The sequence below is a fragment of the Micromonospora sp. CA-244673 genome (genome assembly GCF_050948395.1).
Lineage (GTDB): Bacteria > Actinomycetota > Actinomycetes > Mycobacteriales > Micromonosporaceae > Micromonospora.
In genome coordinates this window covers 1,049,837-1,062,593 of the sequence record NZ_CP192019.1, presented here as the reverse complement: position 1 = coordinate 1,062,593, position 12,757 = coordinate 1,049,837, and the positions used below count along the sequence as shown (strand labels likewise).

The window sequence follows — 12,757 nt, the reverse complement described above, 5'->3', positions numbered from 1 at the left end:
GGGTGGCCGACGCGGCCGGGGCGGTCGCCGACGCGGGCGCCGAGGCGTACCCGCGGATCGTGGCCGCCCTGATCCGCGTCACCGGCGACTGGACCCTCGCCGAGGACTGCGCCCAGGAGGCCCTCGCCGCGGCGCTGGAACGCTGGCCCCGCAACGGCGTGCCCGACAACCCGGGCGGGTGGCTGATGACCGTCGCCCGCAACCGGGCCGTGGACGTGCTGCGCCGGGCCAGCGTGGAACGCCGCAAGCTGCGCGATCTGGCGCTGCTCACCGACCCCGAGCCCGCGCGACCGGAGGGAGATGTGGTGGACGACCGGCTCCGGCTCATCTTCACCTGCTGCCACCCGGCGCTGGCGCTGGAGGCCCGGGTGGCGCTCACCCTGCGCACGGTGGCCGGGGTGCCGACCGCCGACATCGCCCGCGCCTTCCTGGTCACCGAGTCGACCATGACCCGCCGGCTCACCCGGGCCAAGGCCCGGATCGCCGCGGCGGGCGTCCCGTACCGGGTGCCGACGGGGCCCGCGCTGGTCGAGCGCCTGCCGGGCGTGCTGGCCGTGCTCTACCTGCTCTTCACCCGGGGGTACGACGCCGACGGCGAACCGGCGTTCGCCGCCGAGGCGATCCGGCTGGCCCGGCTGCTGCACACGCTCATGCCGGACCAGCCCGAGGCGGCCGGGCTGCTCGCCCTGTTCCTGCTGCACCACTCCCGCCGGGCGGCCCGCCGCGACCCGTCCGGCGACCTGCTCACCCTCGACCAGCAGGACCGCGCCCGGTGGGACCGGGCCGCCATCGCCGAGGGCGTCGCGCTGCTGGACCGGGCCGGCGACGGCCCGTACGCCCTCCAGGCCCGGATCGCCGCCGCGCACGCCACCGCGCCGACCGCCGCCGAGACCGACTGGCCGGCCATCGCCGGCTGCTACGACGCGCTGGTCAGGCTGCACCCGACCCCGGTGGTACGGCTCAACCGGGCGGTGGCCCACGGGTACGCGTACGGCCCCGCCGCGGGGCTGGGCCTGCTCGCCGAGGCCCGCGAGGGTGGTGCGCTGGACGGCTACCCGCCGGCGACGGCGGCCGAGGCCGAGTTGACCGCCCGCGGCGGCGACCCGGTACGCGCCGCCGCGCTGTTCCGGGCCGCCGCCGACGCGGTCCGCTCCGACCCGGAACGGCGGGCGCTGCTCCGCCGGGCCGCCGAGCTGTCGCCCTGAGGCATCAGGAAGGGCCCCTCCGCTGCCTGAGGCGTCGGGAAGGGCCCTTCCTTGCGCGGCACGGCTCAGGCGTTGCTCGGCATCTCCTCGGCCAGCCAGATCGGCTGCCAGTCGGCCATCTCGTGGAAGCGGCGCAGCTCGGCCAGCCCGGCCACGCTCCCGCTCCAGGCCGCGTACGGCGGGTTGCCCTCGTCGAAGCCGGACTGCACGAAGGTCAGCTTCGTCCGGCCGCCGGACTCGGCCAGCTCCCAGGTGCTGACGCCGGTCGGCCCCCAGTCGACGGACAGCGCCTTGCCCGGCGTCAGGTCGACCACCTTGGCCGCGTAGCCGGCGTCGAAGCCGCCCATGGCGTAGCGGCCGCCCACCCAGGGCTCGATGCCGATCGGGAAGCCGAACCAGGCGCTGGCCTGGTCGGAGTCGGTGAGCGAGGTCCACACCTTGTCCATGGGCGCGTCGATGAGCAGCTCACCGCGCAGGTCGGCGGAGGTGAAGTCGGTGCGCGGCAGCAGCGGGCGCCCCTCCAGGTGGGCGTTGAGGTTGGCGATCGCGAGCGCCCAGAACGTCTGCAGGACGCCGCGGATGCTGCTGCCGCTCATCGCCTCCTCGAAGCTGAAGTGGCTCTGCCGCAGGGTCAGAAGGGTGCCCCCGTCCTCCGGCGCCAGCTCGAACTCGGTGGTGGTCTCGACCCCGTCGAGCGTCCAGGCGAAGCGCAGCGTCCGCTCGTCGGCGTGCAGCAGGCGCTGGTGCGGCTCGGCGCCCTCGGGCGTGTGGCGGCCCCAGAACGCGTAGCGCTCGGGCAGGTCGACCTCGGCGTGCTCGGCGAGCCAGACGCGCAGCTCGGCCGGGTCGGTCAGCGCGCGGCGCACGGTCTCGACGGGCGCGGCGAGGCGGGCCCGGACGGTCAGCAGGTCACTCATGGTTGTCGCCCTTCGGGTAGCAGGCCACGGCGAGTTTGAAGGCGTCCCCCTCGACGCCGCCGTAGCGGGTGAAAAGGTCCTGCAGCGTCGACTGCAGGTCGTGCAGGAACTCCTGCCGCCGCTCGGCGGGCACCCGGATCTCGCCGGAGACACCGATCGACGGCAACTCGGGGGCGGTGCGGTCCAGCGCGGCGACATCCGCCTGGACCTCCTCCATGAGATCGAGCAGGTAGCCCAGGCTCAGCTCGTCCTGCGCCCGGCGCGCCCCGCCGATCCGGCCGACGAGCCGGGGGGACAGCCAGTAGGACCGGGCGACGGCCTGGTAGATGCCCTCGCTGATGCCGCGCACCCGCCGTTCGGCGACCTGCTCGGCCAGCCCGGCCGCGACCAGCTGTTTGACGTGGTAGTAGACGCGCTGCGGCGTCTGCCCCAGCCGTGCGGCGATCTCGGTGCAGGTGCGGGGCTCGGCGAGTTGCCGCAGCACCTCGATGCGCTGCGGCTTGAGCAGGGCTTCGGCCTGCTCGCGCTCTTCCAGGTACAGGACGTCTCTCATGGCAAAATCAGTTTGTACGTACAAAACTTCTTTGTCAATAGGTTCGACGAAAGGCCGCGCGGGTCCGCGCGGCCTTTCGTGACGGCCTACTTGCCCATGACGTAGGCGTGGGCCGGCGCCTTGACCGCCACCGGCAGGCCGTAGCCGGACAGCTCGATGACGACCTTGAGGTGGGAGGTGTAGTCCTTGGTCCGGACCATCCGGGACGCCCGGTCGTAGGACACCTTCGCGATCCGGCCGTCCGCGCCGACCGTCACCTCGCCGACGAGACGGTCGGCGATGATCTCGGCGGCAGGATCCGACATCGAGACGTCGAAGTGGTAGACGCCGGACGACGGCTCGGTGACCGTGGCGCCCGCCTCGTTCAGCACCCGGAGCAACGCCTCCGGGCTTGCCGAGGCACCGAGACGGCCACCCATCGCCATGTCGTAGTCGAGGCTGTCCTGCCGGTCCGGGGACCGGCTCCACACGATCTTCCCGTTGTCCGGATCCCGGCCGTCCCGGCCGCCGAAGTACAGGACGCCGCCGATCAGCCGCAGGTGCTCCGGGCCCGCCGCGACGGCCGGCCGCAGACCGGTGTACGGCGAATCGAGGTAGCCGGTGGCCGTGGCCGGATCGAAGGCGCCCTTGGTGACCCACCGCCGGCTCACCGGCTCCGGCAGCTCGCCCTCCGGCGGGGGCGCGTCCAGCGAGGTGGTGGTGACCTTCACCCGGTAACTGATGTTCTCGCTGGCCGCCGCGGCCGCGGCCAGGCGCAGCTGCGGTGACTGCGGGCTCGCGGCGGGCGCCGGACGGCCCGCGACCGGTCCGGACGGGCCGGTCCGGCCACCGGGGTTGCCGGCGCCGACGGTCAGCGCCGCGGTCAGCGCCCCGGCCACCCCGACCACCCCCGCGGCGTACGCGGTGCGGTGCAGGGCGGTGCGCCGCCGGTGGCGGCGGGTGGCCGCGCCGAGCACGTCACGGGTGAGCGTCAGGCCGGCGGCCTGGTCCCGCATCCCGGCGACGAGCTGGTCCTCAAGGTGGGTCGTCATCTGCGTGCTCCGTTCATGCCGGCGCCTTCGAGCGCCCAGTCCGCGGTGAGTTCACGTAGCCGGGCGAGTCCACGGGAGGTGGTCGACTTGACCGTGCCGACCGAGCAGCCGAGCAGCTCGGCGGCCTCCGCCTCGCTGCACTGCTCCCAGAAGCGGAGCACCAGCACGGCCCGCTGCCGGGGCGGCAGCAGGCCCAGCGCCTGGACGAGCGCCTGCCGCAGGTGCAGCGCGTCGGTGCCGTCCGGCTGGCCGGGCGGTTCCACCTCGGCCAGCACCTCCGGCCGGCGGCGGCGCAGCCGCCAGCGATCCACCGCCAGGTGGTACAGCGTGCGGCGCAGGTAGCCCTCCCGGTCGCCGTGCACCCGGTGCCAGTTGCGCATCAGCCGTTCCAGCGCCGCCTGCACCAGGTCCTCCCCGGCTACCCGGCTACCGGTCAGCAGCACCGCCGTCGCGAGCAGGGCACCGCCGCGCTCGGCGACGAGGGTGTCCAGCCCGTCAAAGCGCTTCTTCCGCCACACCGGCTCTCCTTTCGTCGTCACCAAGGACGACGCGACACCCGCGAAGGTTGACCGACCGGACCGGCCGGTTTCACGACGAAAGGCCGCGCGGATCGCGCGGCCTTTCGTGGGACGGGAACCGTCAGGGCGTCCAGTCGGGACGCAGCGGGTAGCCGTTCTCCCCCTGCGGGCCGTTGTGCGTGGCGAGCACCTGGTGCAGCTGGATGCCGTTGCGCTCGAAGGCCATCCGGGAGCCCGCCATGTAGAGCCCCCAGACCCGGGCCGTGCCCGCACCCACCTCACCCACGCAGAAGTCCCAGTGCTCGACGAGGTTGCGGCACCAGCCGGCCAGCGTCATCGCGTAGTGCTGGCGCAGGTTCTCCTCGTGGTGCACCTCCAGCCCGGCGTCGTGGATCTCGCTGACCAGCCGGCCCGGGCCGGCCAGCTCGCCGTCCGGGAAGACGTACCGGTCGATGAACGCGCCGGAGCGGTGCGGGGCCCGGTTGTCGGCCCGGGTGATGCAGTGGTTGAGCAGCCGGCCGCCCGGCTTGAGCCGGCTGCGCAGCGCCCCGAAGTAGGCCGGGTAGTTGCGCACCCCGATGTGCTCGGTCAGCCCGATCGAGGAGATCGCGTCGAACTGCTCGCGCGGGGCGTCCCGGTAGTCCAGGTGGCGCACCTCGGCCAGGTCGCCCAGCCCCTCCCGCTCGATCGCGGCCTGCGCCCACTCGGCCTGCGCCCGCGACAGGGTGACGCCGAGCGCCTTGACGCCGTACTCGCGCGCCGCGTGCCGGACCATGCCGCCCCAGCCGCAGCCGACGTCGAGCAGCCGCATCCCCGGCTTCAGCGCCAGCTTGCCGGCGACCAGGTCGTACTTGGCCCGCTGCGCCTCCTCCAGCGTGTCGGTGGGGCTGTGGAAGACCGCGCAGGTGTACGTCATCGACGGGCCGAGCACCTTCTCGTAGAAGGCGTTCGAGACGTCGTAGTGGTGCGAGATGGCGTTGCTGTCCCGGGTCCGGGAGTGGCGCAGCCCGTTCACCACCCGCTTCCAGCGCGGCGCGGCCTCCTGCGGCGGGGGCGGCGGGGGCAACAGCCGCTCCCAGCCGAGCCCCTTCACCAGGGTGAGCGCCTCGCCCACCGGCGGCATCCGCAGCGGCAGCTCGTCCTTCAGCACCCGCAACGCCTCGTACGGGTCGCCCGGGTGGACGCCCTCCAGCCCGAGGTCGCCGCTCACATAGGCCCGGGCCATACCCAGGTCGCCGGGGGCGGTGAGCAGGTAGGACAGCCCGCGTTCGGAGCGGATCGCCAGGGTGATCCCGGCGTCGGCCGGGCCGACCGCGCTGCCGTCGTATCCGGTGATGCGCACGGGCAGGTCGCCCGTGGTGACCGCGCGGATCACGTCCGCCACGGTCGGTCCGCCATGCCGGCCCCCCGCCGGCGGGCCGGCCGGGGCACTCGCCGCCCCGGGTGTTCGGTCGGTCAGACTCATGCTCGCGCTACCGCCTTTTCGTACAGTCCGGTCAGCCGGTGGTCCGGGTCGTAGCGTTCCTTCACGGCGCGCCAGGTCTCCCCGCCGTAGAGCCGGTCGAACGCCGCCCGGTCGTAGTACGCGTCGGAGTAGAGCGACTTGTGGCCGCCCGCCTCCGACACCGCGCGTTCGATCTCCCGGTTGACGTCGCCGTCGGCGGCGCCCTCGGCGATCGGCACGCTCCCCCAGAAACCGATGTTCACATAGGTTTCGCCCGGTTGGAGGGGATACAGCGGCCACGCCCGGGAGGATCCCGGGCCGGCCGGCTCCCGCAGCCGCAGCGGGCAGAGCCACACCGGGGTCATCCCCACGGCCCCGGCGAACCAGCGCAGGAACTCGGGGGTGCCGGCGAGCGGGATCTCCACGTCCTGCACCACCCGCTCCCGGGCCGGCCGGCCCCGCCAGCGGTCGACCCGGGCGGCCACCTGGTGCCGGTGCTCCAGGCGCACCAGCCGGTGGTAGAAGTCGCTGCGCCGGTAGCGCTGGGGCCAGAGCCGGCGGACCACCGGGTTCTGCACACCGAACGCCGCCGAGCACCAGAACCAGTCGGTGTCCCAGCGCCACAGGTAGTCGTAGGTGGTGAGCACGTCCCGGGTGCGCCGGCGCAGCGAACGGTAGTAGATGTCCTGGCCGGTGTAGTCGCTCGGCGGGCCGTCGGCCTCGTCGGTGAACGTGGCGAGCACCAGGTAGGCCTCGCCCGGGCTGAACATCACCCCGTCCATCCCGTCGACCGGCTCACCCTCCCAGGAGCCCTTGGCGACCACCTCGGCGATCGCGTCGGTCAGCTCCTCCAGCCGGCTGAACCGGATGTTGCGCAGGGCCACGTAGCGGCCGACCGGTTGCAGCTCGATGCGCAGCCGGGTCGAGTAGCCGAGGCTGCCCAGCGAGTTGGGGAAGGCCCGGAACAGGTCGGCGTGCTCGCCCACCGGCCGGGCGGTGAGCAGCTCACCGGCCCCGGTGAGGATGTCCAGCTCGGTCACCGACTCGTGCGGAAGGCCGTTGCGGAACGAGGTGGACTCGATGCCCAGCCCGGTCACCGCGCCGCCGAGGGTGATCGTGCGCAGTTGCGGCACCACCAGCGGCATGAGGTTGTGCGGCAGGGTCGCGTCGACCAGGTCCTCGTAGGTGCACATGCCCTGCACGTCGGCGGTCCGGGCGTCCGGGTCGACCGACAGCACCCCGGTGAGCCCACTGACGTCCAGGCCGGGGGTGCGCGGCGCGGATCGGGGTCGGAAGAGGTTGGAGGTCTGCTTGGCCAGCCGTACGGGTTCTCCGGCGGGCACCGCGGCGTATGACCGCCGCAGCGCGTCCACCGCCCGCTCATGATCACGGACAGCGTGCATGAGATGACCTTACGCCTGGGTACGACAATTCGTGGGATGTCCACGGTGGCCTTTTCGGGGCCGCCCGGAGATCAGCGGGTTACCGTGGCGGACATGCCCTCCCCCGCGCTCACCGCCCTGGACGCCACCGGCCTGCCCTACCGGGTGATCCGGCACGGCCCGGTGCGCAGCCTCGCCGAGGCGGCGCAGGCGCGCGGCGTCGAGGTTCCCGACGTGGTCAAGACGATCGTGGTCCGGCGCGGCGAGGACGACCACCTGTTCGTGCTCACCCCCGGCGACCGGGTCGTCTCCTGGCCGAAGCTGCGCCAACTGCTCGGGGTGAGCCGCATGTCCATGCCGGACGCGGCGGCCGCCCGGGCGGTCACCGGCTACGAGCGGGGCACCATCACCCCGTTCGGCGCCAGCACCGCCTGGCCCGTGGTCGCCGACGAGCGGCTGCGCGGCCGGGAGATCACCCTCGGCGCGGGCGAGCACGGGGTCGCCGTCGCCGTCGATGCGGACGCCGCCCTCGCCGCGCTCGACGCGACCGTGGCCGACGTCACCGACCCGGAACCGGCGCGCTGAACGGTGGCCGCCGCCCGGCCGCCGGCATAGCGTGGAGGGCATGCCGAAAGCCGTCTGGAACGACCTGGTCGTCGCGGAGAGCGACGACACCGTGCTGGTCGAGGGCAACCACTACTTTCCCCGTTCGGCCCTGCGCGACGACCTGATCCGCGACTCCGACACCCACACGGTCTGCCCGTGGAAGGGCACCGCCTCCTACTACACGCTCGAACACGCGGGCGCGACCAGCCCGGACGCCGTCTGGTACTACCCGGACCCGAAGCCCGACGCGGAGATGGTGCGCGACCGGGTGGCGTTCTGGAAGGACGTACGGGTCGTCGACTGAGTCACCCCGCCGCCGGGGCGACTGGCTCCCGACCGTCCCCGTGGGTCAGGATGCCCCCATGGCAGACCCACGCACCGATCCGTCCGGCACCGTCTACGGCGGCCGCCGGCCGGCCCGCCGTGGGCTGCCGCAGGACCCGCTGATGCGGATCGCGCTGGGCGTCGCCGTGGTCGGCGTACTCCTGGGGGTGTTCTTCGCCACGGGCGTGCTCGGCGGCGGCGGCGACGAGCCGGTGGTGCCGGCGGCGGCCGTGCCCACCCCGGCGGCGAGCGAGTCGAGCGCGGCGCCGGCCACGACGGCGGCCGCCCCCACCACGGAGGCGCCCTCGCCGAGCGCCGCGCCCACCACCCCGGCGGCCCCCGCGGCCACCCCCAAGGTGATCCGCGGGGTCCCCTCGAACCTCTGCCTCGGGGTGACCGGCGACGACCCCGAGGGCGCCCACGCCGCGCTGGCCGACTGCACCGGCGGGCCGGAACAGCAGTGGGTGGTCACCCCGGTGGCCGCCGACACCTACGTCCTGGTCAACGCGGCCAGCGGCAAGTGCCTGGACGTGTTCGGGCAGGGCACCGACGACGGCACGGACCTGGTGCAGTGGTCCTGCAACGGCCAGGCCAACCAGCAGTGGAAGCTCAACCCGACCGGGTCCGGCCCGGTGCTGCTGGTCGCCGTGCACAGCGGCAAGTGCGCCCAGGTCGACGACGCCGGCACCGCGGCCGGGAGCCAGCTCGAACAGGCACCCTGCAACGGCGCCCCCGAGCAGCAGTGGGCGGCCGGCTGACCGGTCAGCCCCGGTAGCTCCAGGCCCGGCGGCCGACCGCCACGGGGAGGGCGAACGCCGGCTCGTCGCCCCGGCGGCGCAGCAGCAGGGAGAGCCCGGCCGCACCGATCGACAGAGCGCCGGCCACGTACCAGGCCGCGGCGTAGTCGCCGAGCCGGTCGCGGACCAGCCCGGCGCCGGTCGCGGCAAGCGCCGCGCCGACCTGGTGGGCGGCGAACACCCAGCCGAAGACCACCGCCCCCGACGCGCCGAACCACTCCCGGCACAGCGCCACGGTGGGCGGCACGGTGGCCACCCAGTCGAGGCCGTAGAAGACGATGAAGACCAGCATGCTCGGCCGCGCGGAGCCGGCGAAGAGGCTCGGCAGCACCAGCAGCGAGGCGCCGCGCAGCGCGTAGTAGGCGCCGAGCAGCAGCCGGCTGTCCACCCGGTCGGTGAGCCAGCCGGAGGCGACCGTGCCGGCGATGTCGAAGAGCCCGACCAGGGCGAGCAGGCCCGCCGCGGTGGTCTCCGGCATGCCGTGGTCATGCGCGGCCGGCACGAAGTGGGTGCCGACCAGGCCGTTGGTGGTCGCGCCGCAGATCGCGAAGCCGCCGGCCAGCAGCCAGAACGGCCGGGTCCGCGCGGCGGCGGCCAGCGCGCCGACCGCCCGGGCCGCCGCCCCGCCGGCCGGCGGCGCCGGGGGCACGACCTCGGTCGCGCCGTAGGCGGGCAGGTCGAGATCCGCCGGGTGCTCGCGGAGCAGCCACACCACCAGGGGTACGACCGCCAGCGCGGCCCCGGCCACGACGAGCGCCGCCACCCGCCAGCCGTGATCGCGCACCAGCACGGCGACCAGCGGGAGGAAGACGAGCTGGCCGGCGGCCCCACCCGCGGTGAGCACGCCGGTGACCAGACCCCGGCGCTTGACGAACCAGCGCCCGGTGACCGTCGCCACGAAAGCCAGCGCCATCGAGCCGGTGCCCAGCCCCACCAGCACGCCCCAGCAGAGGATCAGCTGCCAGCTCGCGGTCATCCCCACGGTCAGCGCGCTGCCCAGCGCGACCAGCAGCAGCGCGCCGGTCACCACCCGGCGGATGCCGAACCGGTCCATCAGCGCGGCGGCGAACGGGGCGGTGAGGCCGTAGAGCATGAGGTTGACCGAGACGGCGGCGGAGATGGTGGCCAGGGGCCAGCCGAACTCGGCGTGCAGCGGGTGCAGCAGCACCCCGGGGGTGGCGCGGAAGCCGGCCGCGCCGACCAACGCGACGAACGAGACGCCGGCCACGAGCCAGGCCGGATGCAGACGGTGTCGTGTCACCCTCCGAGTCTCGGCGGGACGGGCCGGCTCGGCGAGTGGCCGGAAAGCCATCGTGCGCAATAATCGGGCCATGCACCGTATCGCCGTCCTTGCCCTCGACGACGTGGTCGGCCTCGACCTCGGCACCCCGGCCCAGGTCTTCGGCACCGCCCGCACCGGGGACCTGACACCCCTCTACCGCGTCGAGGTCTGCACCCCCGGCGGCCGGCCCATCCGCAGCACGGCCGGCTTCCAGGTGGTTCCCGACCACGGCCTGGAGCTGCTGGACTCCGCCGACACGGTGATCGTCCCCGGCATCCACGACGGCCCCCCGCTGACGGACGGGACGCTGGACGCTTCGGTGGCGGCCGCGCTGTGCGCCGCCCACGACCGGGGCGCCCGGATCATGTCGATCTGCACGGGCGCGTTCGTGCTGGCCGCCGCCGGCCTGCTCGACGGCCGCCCGGCCACCACCCACTGGGCGTACGCGGACCGGTTCCGCCGGTTCCACCCGCAGGTGGACCTCGACCCGGACGTGCTCTTCCTCGACGGCGGCGGGGTGCTCACCTCGGCCGGGGTGGCCGCCGGCATCGACCTCTGCCTGCACGTCATCCGCACCGACCACGGCAGCGCGGTCGCCAACCGGTCGGCCCGGCGCTGCGTCGTGCCGCCGTGGCGCGACGGCGGCCAGGCCCAGTACATCGAACGCCCGGTCCCCCGGACCGCGGACACCGGCACCGCCGCCACCCGGGAGTGGGCCCGGCAGCGGCTGCACGAACCGGTCGCCCTGCGCGAGCTGGCCGCGCACGCCCGGATGAGCGTCCGCACCTTCACCCGGCACTTCCGCTCGGAGACCGGGCTCAGCCCGGCGCAGTGGCTGCTCCAGCAGCGCACCGAACACGCCCGGGAGCTGCTGGAGACCACGGACCTGACCGTCGACCAGATCGCCCGGCACGCCGGGTTCGGCACGACCGCCGCCCTGCGCCAGCACTTCCACTCCCGGGTCGGGGTCGCGCCGACGGCCTACCGCCGCACCTTCCGCCCGACCCCCTGACCCGGCACCTCCTCGGCTCGGTCCGGTGGCCGGCCCGGCTCGGTGCCTGCACGGCCCGGTGGTGGCTCGGTCCGGTGGCGGCTTCGTGCGGTCAGGCCAGGTGGGGCTGGCGGCGGAGGGCGCGGAGCTGGGCCAGGTGCATGGGGAGATGGACGCGGGTGTGCAGGTCGAGCGCCCGGCCCCAGGGCAGGGACTCGTCCACGTCAAGGTCGAAGCCCTCCCGCAGCACCGTGTCGACCGGGGTCTCGGCGGCCGGGCCGAGCCGGTCGGCGAGGGCGCAGAGCTTCTGGCTGGTGGCCCGGAGCAGGGCGGCCAGCCCGTCCAGGCCCCCGCACTCGGAGACCAGCGCGTCGAGCTGCGGCCGGTGGATGGTCTCCAGGTCGTAGTAGGCGAACGGCGAGCCGACCAGCACCGCCTCGGTCGCCTCACTCATCAGCTCGTCGTTGGCGGCGAGGTGCGCCACGATCTGCTCGGCGCTCAACTCCCCATCCGGGGGTGGCCCGAAGCCGCCCGTGTCCACCTCCGCGAGCACCGACTCGTACGCCCGCCGCAACGCCGCGGCGTCCACCTCGTCCATGCCCGCATCCAACCCCCGCCCGCGACGCCCCCACCGCAGGTACCCCGCCGTGTTCACCCGGATGGGGGCTTCCGACGTGTCGCGATCTTGGCAAGTTGCCGTTCGCCTCGAACGGAAACTGCCCAAGATCCTGAGACGCCGCTGGCCGGCACCCCGTTTGGGGTGCCGGCCAGCGGATCGGCTCAGCTGTTCCAGTTGTGGGCGACGATGTCGGCGGCCTGCTGCTCCCACTGCGCGTACGCGTCCGGGTAGGCCGACACCTGCACGGTCTGCGCGGCCTCGGTCAGCGGCATGTCCTGCCAGCCGTCGACCTGCTTCAGACCCTTCTCGAACGCCAGGGTCGAGTACTCGGGGTCGGTGATCTGCTCCGGCGTACCCCAACCCGAGCTCGGGCGCTGCTGGAACAGACCCAGCGAGTCGTGGTCATTGGCGTCGCCGAGGTGGCCCAGGTTCTCCAGCTTCGACTCCTGCAGGCTCGTGGCGATCGAGATGACCGCGGCCCGCTCCGGCAGGCCGGCCTTCTTCGTCGCGGCGATGATCGCCTTGGCGTTGGCCAGCTGCTCACCGTTGAGGTCGATCTTCGACTGGGCGCCCTGCACGCCGTGCGGGATCAGCTTGTCACCCTGCACCGCCACGGCGGCCGGCTTGCCCTCGACCGCACGGGCATCGGCGTGCGCGGCGACCGGACCGGCGAAGATGCCACCGGTGAAGGCCAGACCAGCAATACCGAGCACGCTCTTACGGAAGATCGTGTTCATGGGGGTAGCTCCATTCGGGGGTTGGCGCACACGCCAACGGGGGGGTCGGCTCAGCTGTGCGCAAGCACCGTCAGGCGCTCAAGAAAGTCTTAGGGGGATCATCCAGCGGACGGGGCGAAGCCTCTTCGTCGCGCCGGGACCATGTACAACGACCGCCGGGCCACCGTCATTCCCGGCCGGGCAGTCCCGCCTCGGCGGGCTGTCACGCGGGCCGGTCACCCCGGCTGGCGGGGCGTGGTCCTCGGTCGTTCACCCGGATACAACGACCCCGGCCCGCCCGCCATTCCACCGCCGCGATGCCGCCCGTCACCCCGGGAAACGGACACCCGCCCACGCCGGGACGGTCGGTGG

At 74.0% G+C, this 12,757-nt stretch carries 14 protein-coding genes; 5 read left to right on the top strand and 9 right to left on the bottom strand.

What is annotated here, in order from left to right:
- The first annotated feature begins 2 nt into the window (after positions 1 to 2).
- Positions 3 to 1,205, top strand: a complete 1,203-nt coding sequence (locus ACQP12_RS05265) for an RNA polymerase sigma factor (RefSeq protein ID WP_433285439.1) — start codon at positions 3 to 5, stop codon at positions 1,203 to 1,205.
- Between the two features lie 65 nt (positions 1,206 to 1,270).
- Here the strand turns inward: ACQP12_RS05265 and ACQP12_RS05260 are convergent, their stop codons facing one another.
- From ACQP12_RS05260 to ACQP12_RS05235, 6 genes are all read right to left on the bottom strand, one after another.
- Positions 1,271 to 2,122, bottom strand: coding sequence for an SRPBCC domain-containing protein (locus tag ACQP12_RS05260; protein ID WP_433285437.1), 852 nt, complete (start codon positions 2,120 to 2,122; stop codon positions 1,271 to 1,273).
- The gene (locus ACQP12_RS05255) at positions 2,115 to 2,675 is read right to left on the bottom strand and encodes a helix-turn-helix domain-containing protein (protein WP_433285435.1); all 561 of its coding nucleotides are present in this window, start codon (positions 2,673 to 2,675) and stop codon (positions 2,115 to 2,117) included. Before ACQP12_RS05255 ends, ACQP12_RS05260 begins: the two co-directional genes overlap by 8 nt.
- A gap of 86 nt (positions 2,676 to 2,761) precedes the next feature.
- Positions 2,762 to 3,706: a hypothetical protein gene (locus tag ACQP12_RS05250; protein WP_433285433.1), complete on the bottom strand. Its 945-nt coding sequence runs from the start codon at positions 3,704 to 3,706 to the stop codon at positions 2,762 to 2,764.
- On the bottom strand, positions 3,703 to 4,224 hold the full coding sequence (locus tag ACQP12_RS05245; RefSeq protein WP_357938122.1) for a SigE family RNA polymerase sigma factor: 522 nt from the start codon (positions 4,222 to 4,224) through the stop codon (positions 3,703 to 3,705). Before ACQP12_RS05245 ends, ACQP12_RS05250 begins: the two co-directional genes overlap by 4 nt.
- A gap of 121 nt (positions 4,225 to 4,345) precedes the next feature.
- Positions 4,346 to 5,689: a class I SAM-dependent methyltransferase gene (locus ACQP12_RS05240; protein WP_433285431.1), complete on the bottom strand. Its 1,344-nt coding sequence runs from the start codon at positions 5,687 to 5,689 to the stop codon at positions 4,346 to 4,348.
- Positions 5,686 to 7,071 carry an FAD-binding oxidoreductase gene (locus ACQP12_RS05235; protein ID WP_433285429.1) on the bottom strand — a complete coding sequence of 462 codons (1,386 nt, stop codon included), beginning with the start codon at positions 7,069 to 7,071 and terminating at the stop codon, positions 5,686 to 5,688. The genes ACQP12_RS05240 and ACQP12_RS05235 overlap by 4 nt, the downstream gene beginning before the upstream one ends.
- Before the next feature lie 93 nt (positions 7,072 to 7,164).
- Between ACQP12_RS05235 and ACQP12_RS05230 the strand changes: the two genes are divergently transcribed.
- Genes ACQP12_RS05230 through ACQP12_RS05220 form a run of 3 tightly spaced genes read left to right on the top strand, consistent with a single transcriptional unit; the run spans position 7,165 to position 8,738 of the window.
- Positions 7,165 to 7,635, top strand: a complete 471-nt coding sequence (locus ACQP12_RS05230) for an aminoacyl-tRNA deacylase (RefSeq protein ID WP_433285427.1) — start codon at positions 7,165 to 7,167, stop codon at positions 7,633 to 7,635.
- A gap of 40 nt (positions 7,636 to 7,675) precedes the next feature.
- Entirely contained in the window at positions 7,676 to 7,960 is a 285-nt protein-coding gene (locus ACQP12_RS05225; protein ID WP_313722905.1) for a DUF427 domain-containing protein, read from the top strand.
- A gap of 58 nt (positions 7,961 to 8,018) precedes the next feature.
- Entirely contained in the window at positions 8,019 to 8,738 is a 720-nt protein-coding gene (locus tag ACQP12_RS05220; protein ID WP_433285425.1) for an RICIN domain-containing protein, read from the top strand.
- Between the two features lie 4 nt (positions 8,739 to 8,742).
- Here the strand turns inward: ACQP12_RS05220 and ACQP12_RS05215 are convergent, their stop codons facing one another.
- A complete protein-coding gene (locus ACQP12_RS05215) occupies positions 8,743 to 10,038 on the bottom strand; it encodes an MFS transporter (RefSeq protein WP_433285423.1) in 1,296 nt (431 codons plus the stop codon).
- A 70-nt stretch (positions 10,039 to 10,108) separates the two neighbouring features.
- Here ACQP12_RS05215 and ACQP12_RS05210 point away from each other — a divergent pair, with 70 nt between their 5' ends.
- Complete coding sequence (locus ACQP12_RS05210) at positions 10,109 to 11,071, top strand: GlxA family transcriptional regulator (protein WP_433285421.1); 963 nt, start codon at positions 10,109 to 10,111, stop codon at positions 11,069 to 11,071.
- A 91-nt stretch (positions 11,072 to 11,162) separates the two neighbouring features.
- Here ACQP12_RS05210 and ACQP12_RS05205 read toward each other — a convergent pair whose 3' ends face one another.
- Positions 11,163 to 11,639, bottom strand: a complete 477-nt coding sequence (locus ACQP12_RS05205) for a hypothetical protein (RefSeq protein WP_357938182.1) — start codon at positions 11,637 to 11,639, stop codon at positions 11,163 to 11,165.
- Positions 11,640 to 11,830: 191 nt separating this feature from the next.
- Positions 11,831 to 12,406, bottom strand: a complete 576-nt coding sequence (locus ACQP12_RS05200; RefSeq protein ID WP_433285418.1) for a hypothetical protein — start codon at positions 12,404 to 12,406, stop codon at positions 11,831 to 11,833.
- Between the last annotated feature and the right edge of the window lie 351 nt (positions 12,407 to 12,757).

Bases quoted from the DNA above. Each gene is read 5' to 3' on its own strand.
- ACQP12_RS05260 (WP_433285437.1), bottom strand. From the start codon at position 2,122: ATGAGTGACCTGCTGACCGTCCGGGCCCGCCTCGCCGCGCCCGTCGAG.
- ACQP12_RS05255 (WP_433285435.1), bottom strand. From the start codon at position 2,675: ATGAGAGACGTCCTGTACCTGGAAGAGCGCGAGCAGGCCGAAGCCCTG.
- ACQP12_RS05250 (WP_433285433.1), bottom strand. From the start codon at position 3,706: ATGACGACCCACCTTGAGGACCAGCTCGTCGCCGGGATGCGGGACCAG.
- ACQP12_RS05240 (WP_433285431.1), bottom strand. From the start codon at position 5,689: ATGAGTCTGACCGACCGAACACCCGGGGCGGCGAGTGCCCCGGCCGGC.
- ACQP12_RS05235 (WP_433285429.1), bottom strand. From the start codon at position 7,071: ATGCACGCTGTCCGTGATCATGAGCGGGCGGTGGACGCGCTGCGGCGG.
- ACQP12_RS05230 (WP_433285427.1), top strand. From the start codon at position 7,165: ATGCCCTCCCCCGCGCTCACCGCCCTGGACGCCACCGGCCTGCCCTAC.
- ACQP12_RS05225 (WP_313722905.1), top strand. From the start codon at position 7,676: ATGCCGAAAGCCGTCTGGAACGACCTGGTCGTCGCGGAGAGCGACGAC.
- ACQP12_RS05220 (WP_433285425.1), top strand. From the start codon at position 8,019: ATGGCAGACCCACGCACCGATCCGTCCGGCACCGTCTACGGCGGCCGC.
- ACQP12_RS05210 (WP_433285421.1), top strand. From the start codon at position 10,109: ATGCACCGTATCGCCGTCCTTGCCCTCGACGACGTGGTCGGCCTCGAC.
- ACQP12_RS05200 (WP_433285418.1), bottom strand. From the start codon at position 12,406: ATGAACACGATCTTCCGTAAGAGCGTGCTCGGTATTGCTGGTCTGGCC.